The organism is Devosia sediminis, from assembly GCF_016411825.1.
Taxonomy (GTDB): Bacteria; Pseudomonadota; Alphaproteobacteria; order Rhizobiales; family Devosiaceae; genus Devosia; species Devosia sediminis.
This window is the reverse complement of the sequence record NZ_JAEKMH010000001.1, coordinates 906,656-923,702: the sequence shown is the minus strand read 5'-3', so window position 1 is coordinate 923,702 and position 17,047 is coordinate 906,656. Positions and strand designations below refer to the sequence as shown.

Genomic DNA, 17,047 nt, shown 5'->3' with positions numbered 1-17,047 from the left:
CCGTCCCCTAATCGGGCGGACGCTTGCGTTTGTGGTCACGCGTGACATGCGTGACGTAACGTTACGTCACGTGACTGTGCCGTTACGCCGCTGCCGATCTGGCCTGGCTGTGATGGATAAGAGGCGCTGCAGGATTGTGCCCTCCCGCCAAGCGTTGAGCATTCCGCGTCAGTCATCCCTCATCTTCCTGCTTAGACAGAGTCACCTTCTTGGCATGGTGCAGTGCGTCACCGTTCTTCCACGGGTCAATGCTGTCAGCAAACCTTAAGGCCCAGGAGGTCCAAGCCACCAATTCCTCTTCCGACAAACCCTGGCCTAGCCGCTCCTGTGCGTCTCGAACGTATCGCCTAATCAAGGTCGCCTCATCCGCACCGCGGGCCAGCGCGACCAATTTCTTCCTCGCCCGTCTTCGTGCCTTTTTTTCCGCTTGTCGCTGCTGCTCTTCGGCGAGCGCCCTTCTACGGGCAGCTTCTGCCTCCAGTTCGAGTTCGCGCTGGATCCGACGCGCCTTCACGTCATCGCGCCACTTGAGTTCTTGTGACCAGGCAGCGACGGCGGCGTCTATAATGATGTCCGAAAGTTTGGCCTCCAACCTGCCAGTTTCATCATCCGCCCATTTGGCCCTAAACGTTTGACCATAACGATCAGTGGAGAAATCTGACACACACAGGTCCCGATCTCTATACTCGATCCGGCAAGTGGCGCTTCCAGAGCCTATATGCAAGTCAAGCACGCTCGCCTCATCATTGGTGATGGACAGGCTGCCACCCGCCCTCTCAAGTGCGTAAGCAAGACGGTTGATGAACTTTAACCTTCGAACCCCTAGGGCATCGCGAAATTTCGGCCGGTAGATTTGGGCGAATATTGGGTGAGACCCCTCGGCCTTTGCGACCGTCCGGTCATCTTTATCGAGTAGCCGCTGTACCCCACGATGGACCCATTTTGACCCCTGCGGGAGCGACAAGCTTCTGAGAGAGCTGACAAACCTATTTTTGAGTAGCTCAGTCGGCTCCCAAGGGTCAGCCCTTTCCCCGGGCTCGCCAGTGATTGAACGTCGTACCAGACCGGTAAGGTTGCCCGAAATATGAACGAACCTTGCTGACCCGAGATGAGGGTCAGCGAGTAAGAGGCGTCTTGCTGGCTTTCCGGCCTTCAGTTTGTTCCAATAGCCTGGGCCTGGGAGTGGAATTCCGGCTACGCGGAAGGACTTGCCCAGCGCGACGTTTGAAATGCCCATGTCCAGTGCCAGTGTCGTCAGTGGCGCTGACCACGCGAGCTCATAGGCTTGTTCACGGGTAAGAATAAACTGCATGCGAGGAGCCTGACATGAAAACGATATGGCTATTGGCGGCTCGCTACGATGGCATCCCGATCGTGCCTGTCGAGACCGTTGTCACGGATTTCTTCCCTCACCTGAGCGCCGCGAAATTTGTGCGCAAAGTCACCGAGGGCGACATCGACCTGCCACTCGTCCAGATTGAGGGGTCACAGAAGGCCGCCAGAGGGATTGCCTTAATGGATCTGGCCGCATATCCGCCGGTTGGAAAGCGAAGGCGAGGGCATAGCAGCCCTCCTAACGGACGTGCGTATGGGAACCGGACCAACCGGGTGGGACGTTGCACGGAGAGCGCGCGAGCTCTTCCCCCACATTCCAATCGTCTACATGACTGGCGAGAGCCCCCACGATTGGGCTGCCTATGGGGTACCGCAGAGTTTGATGCTATCCAAGCCATTCGCAATGGCGCAGATGATCACAGCCGTATCACAGCTCTTGAACCAGCCAAACTCGCCTTGAATATGGGGAGGGACTATCGTCTCGACAGGACACCCACCGTAGTGTCGTTCGAGCTTCAAAGAAGCTCCAAAACCCGGCAGTCAAATCGAGCATCCGGTGTGCTGGTCCAGGCGGTGGCGGCCAAAGCCGCATTGATCGCCTCGCCCTCCGAACGGTACTTGCCGGCAGCCTCGCCCGATAACGTATCCAGTACGATCCAGGCTCCGTTGCGGTGCAGGTAGGTGAAGCGGAAAATGTAGGGGTGTTTTCTAGGGGTCATAGCGGCGCTTCAACGCCAAGTCATGAACGAAGTTCCCCGCCGCGTTAACCGCAATCCTTCATGCTTGTGGCCGGCCGGGTCCGGACCAATCTGACCTCGACATCGCAAGCCCGCAGCACCGCTCAGACGTCGTTGAGCGGGAGCTTTGCTTCGAAGTACACGCCATCTGGAAGAAAGCTCAACGTAGCGCTGCCCTCTCCCCCCTGCAGCACGGCACCCTGCAATAACTTGGTGCCAAACCCTCGGCTGCGCGGCTCCTCGACGGACGGTCCACCGCTTTCTCTCCACGTCAAATAGAGTTCGTTCGAAGCGACACGGCATTCAATATGCACGACCCCTTCGGCAACACTCAGGGCGCCATACTTGATCGCATTGGTGGCCAGTTCGTTTATCGCCAGCGCAACCCCAAAAGCGATCCTCTCAGGGAGCACGATTTCCGGTGCGTCGATAACGAACTGCTCGCTGAAGGCTTCACGGAATGGAGATAGAGCCTGGTCAAGCAATGCCGGCAGGCTCGCTTGGCCTTTCCGTTCCCCGGAGAGCAAAGATGTAACGCCGGCATAGGCTTGCAATCTGGAGCTGAAGGCCTCTTTGCCCTCTTCGACGGATCGATCCGCACGGAATGATTGACCGACCATGCTCTGCACCAGTGCGAGCGAGTTCTTTATTCGGTGCTGCATCTCTCGCGCAGCTACGGCCAGCTTTTCTTCGTGCAATTTACGGTCGGTAATGTCCATGACGACTCCGATGGCTCTCGGTCCACCATCGGCATTGGGCGCTGCGGTTTGTGCCTGGACCAGCAACCATTTGATGGACCCGTCCGGCATGATGTGCTTGACCTCGGCTCGGATGCGGTCTTCACCGCGTTCGGCAGCTTCGCGGCCGAGCTGTTCCAGCCGTTCCTTCTCACCCGGCGCGTAGCGGGATCTCAAATCATCCAGCGATGGTTGGGCGTCCGGCGGGAAACCGTAGAGCACGTTGAGCATGGGTGATGGGGCAATTCGATCGTTCAGTATATCCAGCTCCCATACTGCCAACTGTGCAGCATCTAGCGCCAAGGCGCCAAGCACTTCGTGCCTGTCATCGGAGTGTATGAGGGAGAGCCACCCCTGCCCGATACCGTCCTCCATCTCCTGGCCGGTGAAGGTCGTCCATGATCGGCTGAGATAACTGCATGACCCGTCGAGGTCTGCCACCCATATCATCGCGGGGGCGATGTCTACGAGCTTTCGGAAGTCACTCTCTGCCGCGGTCGCCCGACTTGCAAGATGTTCAGGCACAGCGCCGATTCCCCAAGAACCACTTTGATCTTTGTACAGCGTGGAGGCCGACACTCAATAACCTACGATGGAGGAGTAGCGTGCTCTCGAGGTGAGGTCGCCAGAGAAAACGACGTCGCATCATGCTAGCCTGCCCGGGGAACGCGCCCGGCGCTCCGTACGTTTGCCTCCCATCTTGTGGAGGCGTAAATGGCCGTTCGACCCTATTGGCGCGGATATCTGAAGCTCTCGCTCGTCACCTGCCCGATCACGCTCGCCCCTGCTACGACGGAAGGTGAGAAGGTCAAATTCCACACCATCAATCGAAAAACGGGTGACCGCATCTTCACCCAGTATGTGGATGCCAAGTCGGGTAAGGCCGTCGATAAGGACGACCAGGTCAAAGCCTACGAAAAGGGCGAGGACGAATATGTAATCCTCGAGGACGAGGATCTGGAGTCAGTCCAGCTTGAGAGCGCCCGCACCATCGATATCGACGAGTTCGCGCCGGCCGATTCAATCGAGTGGGTCTATTTCGACAGCCCCTACTTCGTGGTGCCCGCTGACGACGTCGGCGAAGAGGCCTTCCGTGTCATCCAACAGGCCATGGTGCAAAAGGGCGTAGTCGGCATTTCGCGCCTGGTGATCGGCAACCGCGAACGCGCCGTAATGCTGCAGCCCTGGGATCGCGGCATCATCCTCTGGACCCTGCGCTACGGTAACGAGGTCCGCGAAGAGAGCGAGTATTGGGAAAAGATCGACGACCAAAAGGCCGATCCCAAGATGGTCAGCATGGTCCAGAAGATCATCGAGGAGCGCACCACGGCGTGGAGCGAGACGATGGTCGAGGATCCGGTGCAGGACAAGCTGTTGGAGATCATCAAGGCCAAGGACAGGCCGGCGAAGAAGACCAAAGCCAAAAAGGCCGATGAGGAAGAGGAAGCGCCAGCAGCAACCAATGTCATCGATCTGATGGCGGCCCTGAAGCGCAGCCTCGAAGGATCCCCGGACGACAAAAAGAAGGCGCGGCGCTAGCTGGCCTTCTTCCGCGGCGGCGCCTTCTCGGCGGCCGCCTTTTTGGTGGCGCGAGCCTTGGTGGTCTTTTTCGGCTCTGCCCCCTTTCCTTCCGCACTCATTCGCAGCGCCTCGAGGAGGTCGTTGGGCTTGGTCGGTTCGGGCTTCTTGAAGGGGATGATCTTCCGCCCCTCGATTTTGGCGCGCACGAGCTCGGTCAGTGCGCCTTCGTAACGATCTTCGAACTTGCTGGGGTCGAACTTGCCGGCCTTTTTCGACAGAATGTGCTGGGCAAATTCCATCATCTCCGGGTCGATTTTCTTCGCAGTGATGTCCTTGAATGCCTGTTTGGCCGAGCGGACCTCATAGTCGAAGTTCAGAGTTGTGGCGATCAGGCCCTTCTCGTGCGCGCGGATCAGGACCGGCCGCATACGACGGAAAAGCACCGTGTGCGCGATCGCCGCGGCCTTCGACTTCTTCAGCGCCTCCCGGATCAGGATGAAGGCTTCCTCTGCAGCATCGTTGCCAGGCAGAAGGTAGTACGGCTTGTCGAAGAACGTCGTTTCGATCTCGCTGCAGGTGATGAAGTTGTCGACGGTCAGCACCTTGTCGCTGTTCGGCACGGCCGCCGCGATCTCTTCCGACTCGAGGACCACATATTGCCCTTCGCGCGCCTCGTACCCTTTGACCTGGTCCTCGCGCTCCACTGGCTTTTTGGTCTTCTCGTCCATGTAGACGCGCTGGAGTCGATTGCCGGTCTTGCGGTTCACCAGGTGGAGGGAGATGCGCTCCGAAGTCGTCGCGGCCGTATACATGGCGACGGGACAAACGATCTCCGCAATCTTGATTGAGCCCTTCCAAATCGCACGCGCGGCCATCACATCCTCCGGTACTGCCGCGGTAGAACGAATCGCCATGCGCGCCGGTTCCTGCTCGCCGACTAGCGGACCGGTGTCGGCTGTGATTTTGTACGGCAATGATCCGTGTCCCCGTCGTCCACGCAAAGCGAGACCTGGAGGCCGCCCGCCTACGCAAGCTTTTGGCGGACCTTGAGCGCATTCCCGCTCACCGGCGGGAGGATGAACACGCGGACGTGCGGGAGCGAGGCATCCGGGCAATGTTGAGCGATCTGGAGAAACGCTAATGTGTGGCCGCTTTACCGCTGAATACACCTGGGCCGAGCTCCATGCGCTCTATAGCCTTAGCGACGAGCTTTTCCCGGTGGCGCCGCACAATATGCAGCCGCGCTACAATATCGCGCCTACCCAGGACGTGGATTTCCTCGCCCTGGATAAGGGCGGCAACCGCGAGCTGCTTCGTGGCCGCTGGTGGCTCGTACCCTTCTTCGCCAAGGAGCTGCCGAAAGCAACGATGTTCAACGCGCGCATCGAGAGGGTGGACACATCGGCAGCGTTTCGCGAGCCGTTCAAGAAGCGCCGGTGCCTGATCCCTGCCGATGGCTATTTGGAGTGGACGACCAGCCTGATCGACGGAAAGAAGGATCCGTGGCTGCTGCAGTTGCCTGAGGGCAAGCCGTTCAGTTTCGCCGGCCTCTGGGCCCACAATGACAATCTCGGCATCACCAGTTGTACCATCATAACGGCGCCCGCGGTCGAGCATATTGCCCATATCCACGGACGCATGCCGGTCATCCTCGAGGAGAGCGCCTACGACGCCTGGCTCTCGGGCGAGGCCCAGGGCGATGCTGCCAAAGCGCTGCTGCTGCACAACCATCTCGATAGCCAGCTGCAGTTCCACCGGGTCGGCCGAGAGGTCAACAACAGCCGGTACGAAGGCACCGACACGAAGAAGCCCCTCATCAACTCCCTGTAGCGTTGCACCTCGACTGATAACCCGCCGGAGCGAACTTACTCGCGCCCGTTACCTTTGCCATTGCCACCAGCGTTGGAATGATCCGGCGGGCCATTCCCATTGCCATTGCCGCCGGCATTCGAATGCGCCGGCGGGCCGTTTTCTCTAAGCTGTCCACCGCCATTTCCGCCCGCATTGGAATGCTCTGGAGGACCGTCGCCGTTGCCATTTTCGCCGCCGTTGGAATGCTCTGGAGGACCGTTGCCGTTGACGCCGTTGCTGGGGTTCGATTGCCCGTTTCCATTGTTGTTGCCGCCCGCGTTGGCGTGCGCCGGCGGGCCGCGATCCTCGGCCTCAGTGCTGGCTGCGGGCAGAGTGTCACTATTGCGCTGTGCGCCTGTGGTCGAATCCATCACGTCCGTGGTGCCTGGAACTACACGCTCGCCTTCAAAAGTGAAGATCGCCACCTGCCCTCCGCCGCTAACATTGAGCGGCACGTCTTTGAGCACGGCGGCTTGCTGTCCCGGCCGGATCTCCGTCACCAGGTCGCGACTGGTGTCCTGCACCTGCACCACGCCGCGATCGACATCGACCTCCGCACCGCCATCACCCACGATGACGGTAAAGCGCGTCCCCTTGACCACAGCGGCTAGGAACGGGGTTTGCACCGAGAAGTGGTGCACATTCCGCCGCTCAACATCGACCGTCACAGTACCATGGTTCTGCTTCACGCTAGTCTTGAGTTCCGAGCCAGCGTCCAGGAGCGTTATTTCTGAGTCACTGCCCAGCTCGATCGTCTCTTTGCCGCGCGTGAGGCCAACACGGCCATCGGCTCCGGTGCGCAGCGACTGGTTCGACTGGACTAGACTGCCACGCTGTATTGGAATCCAACGGAGACCGACCTGCATCTCGGCGGTTCCACGGACTCGACTAACTACCCACTCTTGGGCGAAGGCCGGCGCACCAAACACCAGGATGGACGCCAGGACCAACAATATCGCTCTCATTTCGCCCTCTCGCATTCTGCGTTAGGACAACGATCGCGCCCGCAGGGCTTTACAGATGATTAAGTCCCCCTTGAAGCTCAGTCACGAAGGAGGTCACGGTAAAGGGCGAGTTGCCTTCCCGGTTCGAATTGCAGGCTTTGGATACGAAATCGTCTGTTCGATTGCGTTGACTAATGCGGCGGCTACTTGTCTTTGACTAGGCCTTTGTACCTAAGAGCCATCGAGCCGAAATGACAGAGAACATTGCCCCGCCGATCGCCTCTGCCGCACTGCCGACGACTTCGGCGGAGGCGACCAATGCGATGATCCACTACTATCGCGCGGAAATGACCCGCCTTAACGCTTGGCGTGTTCGTCTCGACCTCACAACCAACTGGGCGATTACGGTCATGGCGGCCATGCTGTCTGTCACCCTTTCAACACCGGCCGCGCACCATGGCTTGGTTTTGTTCGCGATGGTCATTGTTGGTTTGCTCCTCGGGGTGGAAGCACGGCGATACCGGTTCTTCGACGTCTACCGCATGCGGGTGCGACAGTTCGAACGCCACTATTTTGGCCAGCTCTATGGGCCCAAGACAGAGGGGGGCTCAGAACCATGGCTGCTGATGCTCGCCCAGGACTTGCGGCATCCCCGGTTTCGCATCTCCTTTCGCCGGGCGGCGGGACGCCGGCTCCGACGCAATTACATCTGGATGTTCGTCATCTTGCTGATGGCTTGGTTGCTGAAGATAGCTTCGCCCGACCTTCAATCCGGTATCCATCTCGATCCGCAGCGCCCGGTGGCCGTTCTGGTCGGCCAAGCCTCGACCGGGCCAATTCCAGGCTGGTTGGTCGTCGCTGCGGTGGGAATATTCTACGTGTTTCTCCTATTCGTCACCCTCTCTTCGCGCGAGCGCGGCGGCGACGAAGTGAGGGTTTGAACTACACCCCCATCGCCGTCGCCGATCAGTAGATTGTCCGAGAGTGCGCCGTTGGAGGTATCCATGCCTGGTCTATGGGCACGGACACCACGAGTGACAAGGAACCAAGATAGTGCTGCACAGAAATCCGGCTCTGGTGGTTCTTGGCGTCACCATTACCCTGACCTTGGTAATATTGTGGGTCGCACAGCGTTTCACCCTGGAAGGGCGATTGGCGGATCGCTTTGGCGGCATCGTGATGGCCGCACCAATGGCGTCTGAGCTCCGTCAACCACCAGTAGATGTGAGCCCCCACGTGTGTCCCCACATCGATGCAGCCCTGGGGGCGCAGGTCGCGCCCAGGGTACAGGTCGAAGTCGGATGGGGGTTTGGCGTTCGTTTGCTGATTATAGAGGTCGGATCGCTCGGTGAGTGCTCGGCAATGGTGCAGCCTGGCGTTGCCTTTTGACGGGCACCCTGGTTTCGGCGCCTGGCCGATTTCCACCCCGTATCAGTGTTTCTTGCCGAGGATCTTAATGAGAGTGTGCACGACCCAAGCTAGTGGCGCTACAACGCACAGGCCCAGGATCAATATCCCGACGATCAACGATATGGCACCGAAAGTGGTCTGTGCCCAGCTTCCGACGGATTCTAGGCCGAGAAGCTGAAGGGTGATTAGAGCGATCAAGAAAAAGCCCAATCCCGCTGCGGGCAGCACCTCCCCTAAGCATCTCATAGTTTCTGCCTCTCCCGGCATTCAGCCAATCCTTGCGCAGCTTGGCATATAGCCAACTACCCCCGCCGCCATGCTATAAACATGCCTCACCCTGCTACGGCGAGTGCCTTATGACCGGCGGCTCGCTTCATCGCGGTCCGCTTTCGGGTCTAGGCGGCACTTCCTCGGCAGCAGCAATAAGGCTGGCCGCCGCCACGCTGCCAATCAATATACAAACGATAGCCATAAATAAGAGGAGCATCTTTGCCTCCTTCTACAATTGCCCGGTCACTATCAGGGAGACCACGCCGAGCAGCGAGGCGCTGACCACGCCTGCAGGGACGTAGCTCATTCCTCGTGAATGCCTCCAGATCGGCAATACGTCGACCAGGAGCAGAACGAGAATAAGAACGAAAGCTGTTCCTACGCCCAATTGACCCTCCAGTAGGAATGATGCGGGCCCCGCCCCGGGCCCGCGTCCAATCAGGCGTTGATGATCAACACGATCTGCATGGTGTCGGGATCGACGATGATGATCCGCCCGTCATCCAGCTTGAAAAACAGGAAGCCTTCATATTCCGGCACGATCTGGACGATGCGCACCGGCAGCGGCTTCAGAACGATTGTCTGCGGCACAGCCACACCCACCGAAATGTCGAAATCGACATCGGCGGTCACTACCGGCTCCACCTCGACTTCGGTGACGACGGTGCGAATTTCCGTCTGCTGTTCGGTGGTGAGGGTCACTTCCGAGCCGGCCGAAACAGTGGCGCTGCCAGTGGCAGGCGCAGCACTGGCGTCGGTGGTGGCAGAACCCTCAGTAGAGGTATCGGTGGTCGCCTCGGTCTCCGTCGACGTCTCGGCCTCGTTAGACGTCTCGGTGTCGGTGCTTGTCTCCCCAGCGCTGGTTTCGGTGCCGGCCTGCGCGGTGCCGCTGGATGAAGTGTCCTGAGCCATGGCCATCGGGGCGCTGAGAGCCAGGATCAGAGCAAGTGCGGTGGAAAGTTTCTGCGTCATCAGTTTTGCGGCTTGAGCCGCCTCCTGTTGTTCGACGAACAAGCAACTTCCGCCCGGGACTATAGTTCCCCTAAATCCTTGATTTTCTTATTACATTTTCAATTCACCTGTTGTCAGGGAATTGTCATCATGTCAGATGTAATGCAGCGGATATGCGGGTTTCCCCTAAGTTTGCGTACGGACTTATAAGTAGGGGCTCAGGAGAGCATCATGGCAGCCAAAGTGGAGCACAGCTATGATCGGCGACTTTCGGTACCAGGCGCAGCCTGGGGGTAATTGCATAACAGTGAAGATGTCCTGGAAGGCGGCCGAGAGGACGGCCATCCTTCACATGCCATCTGCGGTTGCACTTGAACTCGAGAACCAGAAACTTCCCGCCGCCGAAGAACCTATGAAGATTGCGTGCGCGCTCTCCTACGCGGTCTTCCTGTCAATGCAGACGGGGCACCCACTGCGCATCTCTGGTGATCTCAGCGTCTGGGACGCCCGGTGGGGGCGCATTTCCCCGCTCAACTAGCTCAGGGGGCACCACGTGTGTCCCCTCTAACGGCGCCGACGCCGCATCTTCTGTGGCGTAAACTGTACCGGCCGCTTCAACTCGCCCCCTTCATGGCGGCGCTCAATCTCGCTACCGAGCATGCGGGCAAGATCGAGCACTACAGCTGGGGCCGTCCCCGCCGCGAGCTCTTCATGGAATATTCTGGTCAAATGCCAATGGAGACTTTGCAGGAATGGCCCGTCCTCGCCAAAGAGGCTGTTTGGCATGGGGCGCACCAGGATCTGAGCAACGATGCGGGTGGCATCGAAATCTACATCCCGTGGCACATCGGTCTGTACCAGGCGCCACCAGGCGTTCGTGGCAGCATCGGCAGCCGCCTGCTTGCTTTCGGCGACCCCGGAGTGCCCAAACCAGCCGTCCCATGAGACTACCCATTTCCAGGAGTTGTAGACGGGAGTGTAAGGCGCGATCCACGCCAGGCAGCCCTCAAAAACTTCACCGACCGGATAGGCCGTGTCGGCGAAAGTGCCGTTGACGGTCAGCGCCAGCAGCCACAGGCCCCCAGCGACAACGCAGATCAGCCCCCAGGTGTCTTCGCTGGTGATCGACAGCATCAGGGACCATGCCTGAGGGTTGGTCCAAGACGTGTCGGTGAGGATGAGGTTCATGCCCCAGAGGATGAGACCGATTCCGCCGATCCATTCGGGGATGCGGACGTCGAGGTGCTGGGCAATGCCGGTGACAACTCGGATGAACATCTTATCGCCCCGTCAGCCGTTCCCACAGCGACTTCGGCTGCGGGGCGCCCTCGGCCAGGGCCTCGACCTTGCGCGTGGTGCCGACGCCTTCCCCTGCCTTTGGCAGCTCAATCTTCTTGGCATCGGTGGTGACCACTTGCGGCTTCACCGTGGCCCGGTAGGACATGATCTGCGCCCAGACGTAGAGGCCAAGGCCGATGACAGCGGAGACGGTGAGGCCCCCGCCCTGCCCCGTCACGACGGCCACGATGGTCTCCTGATGCGCCGGCGGAAGGGCGTTGTAGAACGTGACGAGCATGGTCACGAGGCCGAGGACTTCGGGCACACGGCGGGCGATCCAGCCCAGAATGACGTTTTGACCCATAGTTAGAACCTCCAATAGAAAAAGGCCGCTGCGGCGGCCAGGACGATGATTGCGATGATGAAGGCCGACAGCGCGTTCGGAGCGCTGGGACGCGGCTCCGGGGGCTTGGATGGGAGTGTGGGGGTCGGCTCGGCCTGGGGATACGGACCGACGGGGCTTCCGGCCTTGTGATAGGCATCAAGCGCGATTGCCGCCCACATCTTACGCTCAGGGTAATGCTTCACCCCGGCCCGCAGGAATGCCTGCTCGAAGGCGACAACCTTGTTGTCTAGGCCTTCAGCAGCGATGGTCTTGCCGATGGCGGCCTTCTCACTGCCCTCGATGCCCTTGAGCTCGATGAAGAGATAGGCGTAGTTGGCCTCATCGCTGGCCGGGTCCTTGCCGGTGCGCTTGCAATAGGCCTCATAGGCGCGGCGCCGCGGCCCGGTCCATTGCGGCCATCCGTATCCACCACGCGAGCCGGGAACAGTCGGCTTCATCTCCTGCAGCTTGGTGAAGCCCGCGCACTCATGGCCCAAATTTCCGAGGATCGCGGCCGCGTCGGCAGGGGTGATCGGAAAATCGCTGATGAGCTGCGCCATGACGCCAGGCGCCTTCGCGCGGAAAACCGCTTCCGCGTTGGTCTTGGCCATTTCGGCCTCCATTGATGTTGATAAAAGAAAAGCCCCGCCGAAGCGGGGCATTGAGTGAAGGGCTTTGTCGTGGCTCAATTGGCCGGGAAGAAGAGGAGCGTCATATGCAGGTCAACGTTTTTATCTCGCCCCCGGAACACAACGGCTCGCCAACGCAGGTGCTGGTGCTGCCGGCCGGGCCAGAAGCTTCCATCCCGAAGCATCTCCAGCACATCGACTGGCGCTATTTCGCCACCACTGTCGCCGGCGACAGCGTGATCGGCGCCGACAAGGGCGAGGTCGAGGTGGCCTTGGCCTCTCAGGGATATCTGGTCACTTGACCTGGCTCGATATAGGGAAGACGAGCGTGTTCATGCTCGTCGCCTTTGCCGTCGACATCGTCCTTTGGACACTGGTGGGCCTTGTAGTGGGACGAATAGGCAAGCGATGGTGGCCTACCCGCTTCCCGGATATTCGGACGACAATGTTCGTCTTCTGCGTGATCGGAATCATGGTCACCATGCTGACTTTCCCGTTCTGGCGGATCTACCCGCACTGATCGGGGCGATCTGGACAGCCGCTACGGAACCCTTTGACACCCCGCCAGTTGACCCCAGTCAACCGGAAGTCTCCTTTGCCCGATACCCAGACGATATTGCTCGTTGAAGACGAGTTCCTCCTCCTCGCCCTGATGGAGGATCTGTTGAGCGAGCGCTTCTCGGTCATTTCAGCCCCTCGTGGGGACGACGCGATAGATATGCTCAATGCCGAACCAGGGCGAGAAATCCACGGTCTTGTGACCGATATTCGCATGCCGGGCGTGTTCGGCTGGGACGTAGCCAAAAGAGCACGCGAACTTCATCCCGACATCGCCGTCATCTACTTGACGGGAGACAGCCTAGCAGACTGGCGGACCCAAGCGGTGCCGGGAAGCAAGATCTTCGGCAAACCTGCCAAAATGGACGAACTCATCGAAGCCCTGACGAAGCTGATGATCAAGACGGTTTGAAGAAGCCTTACTTGGAGGAAAATATGGATGAGTTTCGCATCGTGGATTTGCGCAACCCCGAGAAGCCTGAAATCACCGAACTCCATGTGACGCCAGAGGGTGCGGCCTCCCGCGCTTTCAACCTGAAACTGGTTAGAGCCGGGCACCCCTCCCGTCTCGTTTGCAAGGTGTACTGGTCAGACGGAACCAACACCAACATGGTGCGGCTCTACGAGGCAGCGCGCTAGATGCAGGTCAACGAATACCTGATTAAAGTGCGCGACGGTCGCTGGTTCGTCACATGGGACTCGATGCGCTTCGGACCTTACCTGCATCGACGCGCCGCCAAGGAAGGCGCACTGGCCATGGCTAGGTCTGACTTCTCTCAAAGCATCGCCGCCACCGTCACCCTTGATGATGACGGTGAGCTTGAGTGCATCTACGACAGCCGGGGGCAGTAGCCAGAAAGTCTCGTCAGCCGTCAGCCGTCGGACGAACCGGTTTCGGCCCCGGCCGACATCATGGACATATCGATCCAGAAGTTACCGCCGCCCGGCGGCAGGTATGACCAGATATCCGCCGGATTGATCTTGCGGCCATTGGCGCGAACTTCGATTGTGGCCCCGCCGATGCCAAGATTGGCATGACCGGTGATGGTCGTGCCGAACTGATCGTCGCCGTTGATCTGAATGGAGCCGGCGAAGTCTCGCGGAGCCCCGCAGCAAGTGAAAATCTTGATGCTGTCGGGCGTCTGCTCGATATAGGTGTCTATGCCAAAGGGACGGTGGTCGACATCGTTTTGGATAAACCATTGGCCATCTTCATCTGGACGAAGAATGGCCACGAGGTGCAGGGCCTGGCCTCGATCGCTACGAGGCTCGCTTCTGCCCCGAGGATGCGCGCCTCGGCATTGGACAAGCGCTCCTCCAGCGCCTCCAACCGCATAGAGTTGAGTTCCAGGACCTCGACAATCCTCTTGGCGCCGAAGGCACCGCCAATCACCATCGCGACGACGACAACGCCCACTGCCCATGCAACCAATGCACGGGGCCTGGACCTGTGTTGATGAGGTAGGAAGAAAGCCTTCACTCCGGATTGTCTCTTTCGAGCGCAGCCACGCGCGATTCCAGTTTGTCGATTTGATCCAGCGCCCAACTCAGGGCCGCCCATAGATAGGGCGTGCGCTTTCCCTGGTCTACGCCCCAGGGCCGAAAATTCTCGTCTCCGATCAGTCCTTCTCCCGGTACCGCCAGGTCCGTCGAGACTGAATACGAGGTCTGGGCACCCCACCCCACCGCGGCAGTACCGTCGACCTTCCATGTGAAAACGCGAACTGGATCTGCCCGAATGATGTCGATCGCTGCCACCGGGTCATAAAGACCGTCAAAATCCTTCAGGCTCTCATCCGAAGAGGTGAGGTAACTGGTTGCCGAGCCGCTGGTGGAGATCATCCCCACGGTTCCATTCGGATTGTAGAAGTAGGCATGCCCGGCAGCGCCCGTCGTCGAACGTGACGACTCTATCGCATCCTCCCCCAGCGTCTTGCCATTCACCGCCCCGACAGCGGACGCAGGGCGGCCGATGATGTACTGGGACAAGGTCGGACTATTGCTCCACCCGCCCCTGGGATCGCCGGCCGACGACAACATTAGGTACAGATTTCTGCTGTACTTCATCGCCCTGGCGTTCATCTCCCAGGCAGCAAATGCCCCATCGGCCTCGGCAAGCGCGGGCACACCGAGGATGATCGGTCTCGCGCCGATGCCGGTGATGCGGCTGATCAGTTGCAGCATGGCAAGTGTGAAGCCTTCGATCGCCGTTGGGTCGAAGGTTCCGGAGCTTGGGCTGTAGGCGTCATTGGTGCCGGTGCAAACGATCACATGCGTCGGACTATGGGGCACGACAGCGGTGTCAAAATTCGCGAGCAGATCGAACACGTCGCCGCCCGGAATGCCCTCATTGATGATCGTGGCGTCCGGCAACTCGGCTTCCAACTGGGTCAGGAAGCTCTCCCGCTCGAGCGAAGTGCCAACGTCCCCAGCGACCCAACTATCTCCATAGCCGACAACCACCGCCGCCTGGGGGATCATGGCGTCACCAGATGACGAGGCTGCGAAAACTTCGACCTGGTCAGCAATGATTGCGCCGGCAACGGGCACTGTCGTGCCGACGAAATGCACCGAGAGGTTCTTGGCATCGCCATGAACGCGTATCGGATGCAGATGGCGAGGCGATTGAGTGCCTTGATCGCTGTCTCCGCCTTTGTGTGCCAGATCGGCGCCAGCGCATCTCTGATGTCGGCCTGGTCGAGTTCGCCTACTGGCGTGTCGCCCAGCTTGGGCAAGATGTGAAGTTGCAGCGGGCTATACCAGCGGCCGGCGACGCCATCATCTTTCAGATCGGCCTTCCGAGCCTCAAAGGCATCGGGGGCAATATCCTTCAACTTGTGCAAGTTCCGCCGCGCTGCGCGCCGCTGGCGGTCTCGGTCGGAGATCGGGTCGATGCCCTCCCGCAAGCGAGCGCGCCATGCCGCTGCTGCGTCGCGCGCGTCCTTCAATGTGACCAAGTTTGCCGAGCCCAACCCCATCTCTCGTCGCCGTCCGTGAACGGTGTATCGGAGAAACCACTGCGCGCCGCCGTCGTCGCGCTTGTGAAGCCACAGGCCGCCGCCATCGGAATGCTTGCCGGGCGCTGCGTGCCTAACTGCTACAACTGAAAGTTTGTGAAGGCCGCGCCCCATTCCTTATCCACCCGCCTATCCACCTTTTCCGCCGCTATTGGCTGGGGCTAGGTGATACATCATGACGCAGCACGAAACAAGAACACCCTTAGTTTTGCTGGCACTTTGATGTGGATTGATAGGCGCTGACATCGAGTGATGTTCGTTTCCTGTGCCCGCCGCCCGCACCAGGCACTAACCTTGCGACAACCTTTCTCGACAATGATCGCCCTGCCCGCTGGGGCGTGTGCGAGTTTGCGTAAGGCGTCAAAATGTCGGCTCTGGCAATGGAACTGGACGAATTCGAAAGCCCGCCGGGGCTTGGCCTGGAGCCGAGGCAATTCATCACCTTTTCCTGCGCCGGTCAGGATTTCGGCATCGACATCATGGCGATGCGCGAAATCCGCAACTGGAGCCCGGTGACGCCCCTCCCGGCGCAGAAGCCTGACGTGCTCGGCGTCATCGATATCCGCGGCCGCGTCGTGCCGATTCACGACCTAGCGTTGCGCATCGGCTGTTCTGCCGAGCCGCGCGCCCAGCACGAGAGCCAGGTCATCCTGGTGCTCAAGGTGGCAGGGCACGATATGGGCCTGCTGGTCGACAGCGTGTCCGACATCATCGAAGTGAAGCCCGAAGACATGCTGGCAGTCCCGCAGATTGCAGGATCGGCCGCCCGCTTCCTCGCCGGCATCGCCCGGCAGGGCGACAATCTCGTCGCCATCCTCGACCAGGAAACCGTGCACAGCCACGCGGTAGAAATCGCGGCTGCCCTGGCCGGTGAAAACGTCGATTTCGTCTTTCTCGACGAGGTTGAGATCGAGCCTTAGCCTGACCTACCCCTGATCGGGATATTTGTCCTTGCTCTGGCCCACCTGCTTGGCGAGCTCGGAAAAGGGCGGGAGGAACTCGTCCCCTGCCGAGTTGTTCGCCACCGCCAGCAGACGCGACGCAAAGGCGACGGCATCCCTTTCCGCCGGGCTCAGCTCCTGCACCCGATAGTCACCCAGGGCGGTCTGCTCCGCGCGGCGCAGGGCCAGGTCGATTTCCTCACGGCCCAGAACGCCCTTTTTTACCAACAGATCATTGATGGCAGCGACGGCCAGATAGAGTCCTTCGAGTTGGAGATTGGCGACGTTCATCGGCCTGCATCCCCATTCTCGACATTGGCCGGCCGGCGCTGCGGCTTGCCGTCATGGACCGCATCGTTCGGACCGATATCGTTTCGCGGCGGCCGCGCCCCACCCGGCCGAGCCTGCTCGTGGGTATGCTCCTCATTGGACGGATGCGGATCGTGTTCGGTCGTGGTAATATTGCCCTTGTTGCCCATGGAA

The 17,047-nt window shown here is 59.9% G+C and carries 24 protein-coding genes and 2 pseudogenes; 11 read left to right on the top strand and 15 right to left on the bottom strand.

The window, feature by feature from the left end:
* Window positions 1-172: 172 nt before the first annotated feature.
* Complete coding sequence (locus tag JEQ47_RS04770) at window positions 173-1,312, bottom strand: hypothetical protein (RefSeq protein ID WP_198875232.1); 1,140 nt, start codon at window positions 1,310-1,312, stop codon at window positions 173-175.
* Window positions 1,313-1,326: 14 nt separating this feature from the next.
* Here JEQ47_RS04770 and JEQ47_RS20920 point away from each other — a divergent pair.
* Window positions 1,327-1,521: pseudogene (locus JEQ47_RS20920) on the top strand (pyocin activator PrtN family protein); the annotation flags it as partial.
* Window positions 1,522-1,850: 329 nt separating this feature from the next.
* Here the strand turns inward: JEQ47_RS20920 and JEQ47_RS04760 are convergent.
* On the bottom strand, window positions 1,851-2,054 hold the full coding sequence (locus tag JEQ47_RS04760; protein ID WP_198875766.1) for a hypothetical protein: 204 nt from the start codon (window positions 2,052-2,054) through the stop codon (window positions 1,851-1,853).
* Window positions 2,055-2,176: 122 nt separating this feature from the next.
* Complete coding sequence (locus JEQ47_RS04755) at window positions 2,177-3,388, bottom strand: HWE histidine kinase domain-containing protein (protein WP_198875231.1); 1,212 nt, start codon at window positions 3,386-3,388, stop codon at window positions 2,177-2,179.
* 135 nt (window positions 3,389-3,523) lie between these two features.
* Here JEQ47_RS04755 and ku (JEQ47_RS04750) point away from each other — a divergent pair, with 135 nt between their 5' ends.
* Window positions 3,524-4,348 carry a non-homologous end joining protein Ku gene (gene ku / locus JEQ47_RS04750; protein ID WP_198875230.1) on the top strand — a complete coding sequence of 275 codons (825 nt, stop codon included), beginning with the start codon at window positions 3,524-3,526 and terminating at the stop codon, window positions 4,346-4,348.
* Here ku (JEQ47_RS04750) and ku (JEQ47_RS04745) read toward each other — a convergent pair.
* Window positions 4,345-5,205, bottom strand: coding sequence for a non-homologous end joining protein Ku (gene ku / locus JEQ47_RS04745; RefSeq protein ID WP_198875728.1), 861 nt, complete (start codon window positions 5,203-5,205; stop codon window positions 4,345-4,347). The genes ku (JEQ47_RS04750) and ku (JEQ47_RS04745) overlap by 4 nt on opposite strands.
* 265 nt (window positions 5,206-5,470) lie before the next feature.
* Between ku (JEQ47_RS04745) and JEQ47_RS04740 the strand changes: the two genes are divergently transcribed.
* Window positions 5,471-6,160 carry an SOS response-associated peptidase gene (locus JEQ47_RS04740; protein ID WP_198875229.1) on the top strand — a complete coding sequence of 230 codons (690 nt, stop codon included), beginning with the start codon at window positions 5,471-5,473 and terminating at the stop codon, window positions 6,158-6,160.
* A 35-nt stretch (window positions 6,161-6,195) separates the two neighbouring features.
* Here the strand turns inward: JEQ47_RS04740 and JEQ47_RS04735 are convergent, their stop codons facing one another.
* On the bottom strand, window positions 6,196-7,047 hold the full coding sequence (locus tag JEQ47_RS04735; RefSeq protein WP_198875228.1) for a FecR domain-containing protein: 852 nt from the start codon (window positions 7,045-7,047) through the stop codon (window positions 6,196-6,198).
* A gap of 329 nt (window positions 7,048-7,376) precedes the next feature.
* On the opposite strand from JEQ47_RS04735, the gene JEQ47_RS04730 reads away from it, so the two are divergent.
* The gene (locus tag JEQ47_RS04730) at window positions 7,377-8,066 is read left to right on the top strand and encodes a DUF2270 domain-containing protein (RefSeq protein WP_198875227.1); all 690 of its coding nucleotides are present in this window, start codon (window positions 7,377-7,379) and stop codon (window positions 8,064-8,066) included.
* Window positions 8,067-8,178: 112 nt separating this feature from the next.
* On the top strand, window positions 8,179-8,514 hold the full coding sequence (locus JEQ47_RS04725) for a hypothetical protein (RefSeq protein WP_198875226.1): 336 nt from the start codon (window positions 8,179-8,181) through the stop codon (window positions 8,512-8,514).
* A 520-nt stretch (window positions 8,515-9,034) separates the two neighbouring features.
* On the opposite strand, the gene JEQ47_RS21155 is transcribed toward JEQ47_RS04725, so the two are convergent.
* From JEQ47_RS21155 to JEQ47_RS04700, 5 genes are all read right to left on the bottom strand, one after another.
* Entirely contained in the window at window positions 9,035-9,193 is a 159-nt protein-coding gene (locus JEQ47_RS21155; protein ID WP_198875225.1) for a DUF3309 family protein, read from the bottom strand.
* 50 nt (window positions 9,194-9,243) lie between these two features.
* A complete protein-coding gene (locus JEQ47_RS04715) occupies window positions 9,244-9,777 on the bottom strand; it encodes a DUF1236 domain-containing protein (RefSeq protein ID WP_198875224.1) in 534 nt (177 codons plus the stop codon).
* Between the two features lie 543 nt (window positions 9,778-10,320).
* Window positions 10,321-11,034 (bottom strand): hypothetical protein, encoded by a 714-nt coding sequence (locus JEQ47_RS04710; RefSeq protein ID WP_198875223.1) that lies wholly within the window; start codon window positions 11,032-11,034, stop codon window positions 10,321-10,323.
* 1 nt (window position 11,035) lies between these two features.
* A complete protein-coding gene (locus tag JEQ47_RS04705) occupies window positions 11,036-11,398 on the bottom strand; it encodes a hypothetical protein (protein ID WP_198875222.1) in 363 nt (120 codons plus the stop codon).
* Window positions 11,399-11,400: 2 nt separating this feature from the next.
* The gene (locus tag JEQ47_RS04700) at window positions 11,401-12,030 is read right to left on the bottom strand and encodes a phage tail tip lysozyme (RefSeq protein WP_198875221.1); all 630 of its coding nucleotides are present in this window, start codon (window positions 12,028-12,030) and stop codon (window positions 11,401-11,403) included.
* Between the two features lie 104 nt (window positions 12,031-12,134).
* On the opposite strand from JEQ47_RS04700, the gene JEQ47_RS04695 reads away from it, so the two are divergent.
* From JEQ47_RS04695 to JEQ47_RS04675, 5 genes are all read left to right on the top strand, one after another.
* On the top strand, window positions 12,135-12,350 hold the full coding sequence (locus JEQ47_RS04695) for a hypothetical protein (protein ID WP_198875220.1): 216 nt from the start codon (window positions 12,135-12,137) through the stop codon (window positions 12,348-12,350).
* Entirely contained in the window at window positions 12,347-12,568 is a 222-nt protein-coding gene (locus JEQ47_RS04690; protein ID WP_198875219.1) for a hypothetical protein, read from the top strand. The genes JEQ47_RS04695 and JEQ47_RS04690 overlap by 4 nt, the downstream gene beginning before the upstream one ends.
* Window positions 12,569-12,643: 75 nt before the next feature.
* Entirely contained in the window at window positions 12,644-13,018 is a 375-nt protein-coding gene (locus tag JEQ47_RS04685; RefSeq protein ID WP_198875218.1) for a response regulator, read from the top strand.
* A 23-nt stretch (window positions 13,019-13,041) separates the two neighbouring features.
* Window positions 13,042-13,245, top strand: coding sequence for a hypothetical protein (locus JEQ47_RS04680; protein ID WP_198875217.1), 204 nt, complete (start codon window positions 13,042-13,044; stop codon window positions 13,243-13,245).
* Window positions 13,246-13,458 (top strand): hypothetical protein, encoded by a 213-nt coding sequence (locus JEQ47_RS04675; protein ID WP_198875216.1) that lies wholly within the window; start codon window positions 13,246-13,248, stop codon window positions 13,456-13,458.
* A gap of 20 nt (window positions 13,459-13,478) precedes the next feature.
* On the opposite strand, the gene JEQ47_RS04670 is transcribed toward JEQ47_RS04675, so the two are convergent.
* The 3 genes and pseudogenes from JEQ47_RS04670 to JEQ47_RS04660 all read right to left on the bottom strand — a co-directional run.
* The gene (locus tag JEQ47_RS04670; protein ID WP_198875215.1) at window positions 13,479-13,841 is read right to left on the bottom strand and encodes a hypothetical protein; all 363 of its coding nucleotides are present in this window, start codon (window positions 13,839-13,841) and stop codon (window positions 13,479-13,481) included.
* Between the two features lie 241 nt (window positions 13,842-14,082).
* Window positions 14,083-15,177, bottom strand: a complete 1,095-nt coding sequence (locus JEQ47_RS04665) for an SGNH/GDSL hydrolase family protein (RefSeq protein WP_198875214.1) — start codon at window positions 15,175-15,177, stop codon at window positions 14,083-14,085.
* A 26-nt stretch (window positions 15,178-15,203) separates the two neighbouring features.
* A pseudogene (locus tag JEQ47_RS04660) lies at window positions 15,204-15,737 on the bottom strand (integrase arm-type DNA-binding domain-containing protein); the annotation flags it as partial.
* Between the two features lie 251 nt (window positions 15,738-15,988).
* Here JEQ47_RS04660 and JEQ47_RS04655 point away from each other — a divergent pair.
* Window positions 15,989-16,543, top strand: a complete 555-nt coding sequence (locus JEQ47_RS04655; RefSeq protein ID WP_198875212.1) for a chemotaxis protein CheW — start codon at window positions 15,989-15,991, stop codon at window positions 16,541-16,543.
* A gap of 6 nt (window positions 16,544-16,549) precedes the next feature.
* On the opposite strand, the gene JEQ47_RS04650 is transcribed toward JEQ47_RS04655, so the two are convergent.
* On the bottom strand, window positions 16,550-16,855 hold the full coding sequence (locus tag JEQ47_RS04650; RefSeq protein ID WP_198875211.1) for a hypothetical protein: 306 nt from the start codon (window positions 16,853-16,855) through the stop codon (window positions 16,550-16,552).
* Complete coding sequence (locus tag JEQ47_RS04645; RefSeq protein ID WP_198875210.1) at window positions 16,852-17,043, bottom strand: hypothetical protein; 192 nt, start codon at window positions 17,041-17,043, stop codon at window positions 16,852-16,854. Before JEQ47_RS04645 ends, JEQ47_RS04650 begins: the two co-directional genes overlap by 4 nt.
* Between the last annotated feature and the right edge of the window lie 4 nt (window positions 17,044-17,047).

Excerpts from the sequence above, each read along its gene's own strand:
- JEQ47_RS04770 (WP_198875232.1), bottom strand. The coding sequence starts at position 1,312 with ATGCAGTTTATTCTTACCCGTGAACAAGCCTATGAGCTCGCGTGGTCA.
- JEQ47_RS04760 (WP_198875766.1), bottom strand. The coding sequence starts at position 2,054 with ATGACCCCTAGAAAACACCCCTACATTTTCCGCTTCACCTACCTGCAC.
- ku (WP_198875230.1), top strand. The coding sequence starts at position 3,524 with ATGGCCGTTCGACCCTATTGGCGCGGATATCTGAAGCTCTCGCTCGTC.
- ku (WP_198875728.1), bottom strand. The coding sequence starts at position 5,205 with ATGGCCGCGCGTGCGATTTGGAAGGGCTCAATCAAGATTGCGGAGATC.
- JEQ47_RS04740 (WP_198875229.1), top strand. The coding sequence starts at position 5,471 with ATGTGTGGCCGCTTTACCGCTGAATACACCTGGGCCGAGCTCCATGCG.
- JEQ47_RS04735 (WP_198875228.1), bottom strand. The coding sequence starts at position 7,047 with ATGCAGGTCGGTCTCCGTTGGATTCCAATACAGCGTGGCAGTCTAGTC.
- JEQ47_RS04730 (WP_198875227.1), top strand. The coding sequence starts at position 7,377 with ATGACAGAGAACATTGCCCCGCCGATCGCCTCTGCCGCACTGCCGACG.
- JEQ47_RS04715 (WP_198875224.1), bottom strand. The coding sequence starts at position 9,777 with ATGACGCAGAAACTTTCCACCGCACTTGCTCTGATCCTGGCTCTCAGC.
- JEQ47_RS04710 (WP_198875223.1), bottom strand. The coding sequence starts at position 11,034 with ATGTTCATCCGAGTTGTCACCGGCATTGCCCAGCACCTCGACGTCCGC.
- JEQ47_RS04705 (WP_198875222.1), bottom strand. The coding sequence starts at position 11,398 with ATGGGTCAAAACGTCATTCTGGGCTGGATCGCCCGCCGTGTGCCCGAA.
- JEQ47_RS04700 (WP_198875221.1), bottom strand. The coding sequence starts at position 12,030 with ATGGCCAAGACCAACGCGGAAGCGGTTTTCCGCGCGAAGGCGCCTGGC.
- JEQ47_RS04695 (WP_198875220.1), top strand. The coding sequence starts at position 12,135 with ATGCAGGTCAACGTTTTTATCTCGCCCCCGGAACACAACGGCTCGCCA.
- JEQ47_RS04680 (WP_198875217.1), top strand. The coding sequence starts at position 13,042 with ATGGATGAGTTTCGCATCGTGGATTTGCGCAACCCCGAGAAGCCTGAA.
- JEQ47_RS04675 (WP_198875216.1), top strand. The coding sequence starts at position 13,246 with ATGCAGGTCAACGAATACCTGATTAAAGTGCGCGACGGTCGCTGGTTC.
- JEQ47_RS04655 (WP_198875212.1), top strand. The coding sequence starts at position 15,989 with ATGTCGGCTCTGGCAATGGAACTGGACGAATTCGAAAGCCCGCCGGGG.
- JEQ47_RS04650 (WP_198875211.1), bottom strand. The coding sequence starts at position 16,855 with ATGAACGTCGCCAATCTCCAACTCGAAGGACTCTATCTGGCCGTCGCT.
- JEQ47_RS04645 (WP_198875210.1), bottom strand. The coding sequence starts at position 17,043 with ATGGGCAACAAGGGCAATATTACCACGACCGAACACGATCCGCATCCG.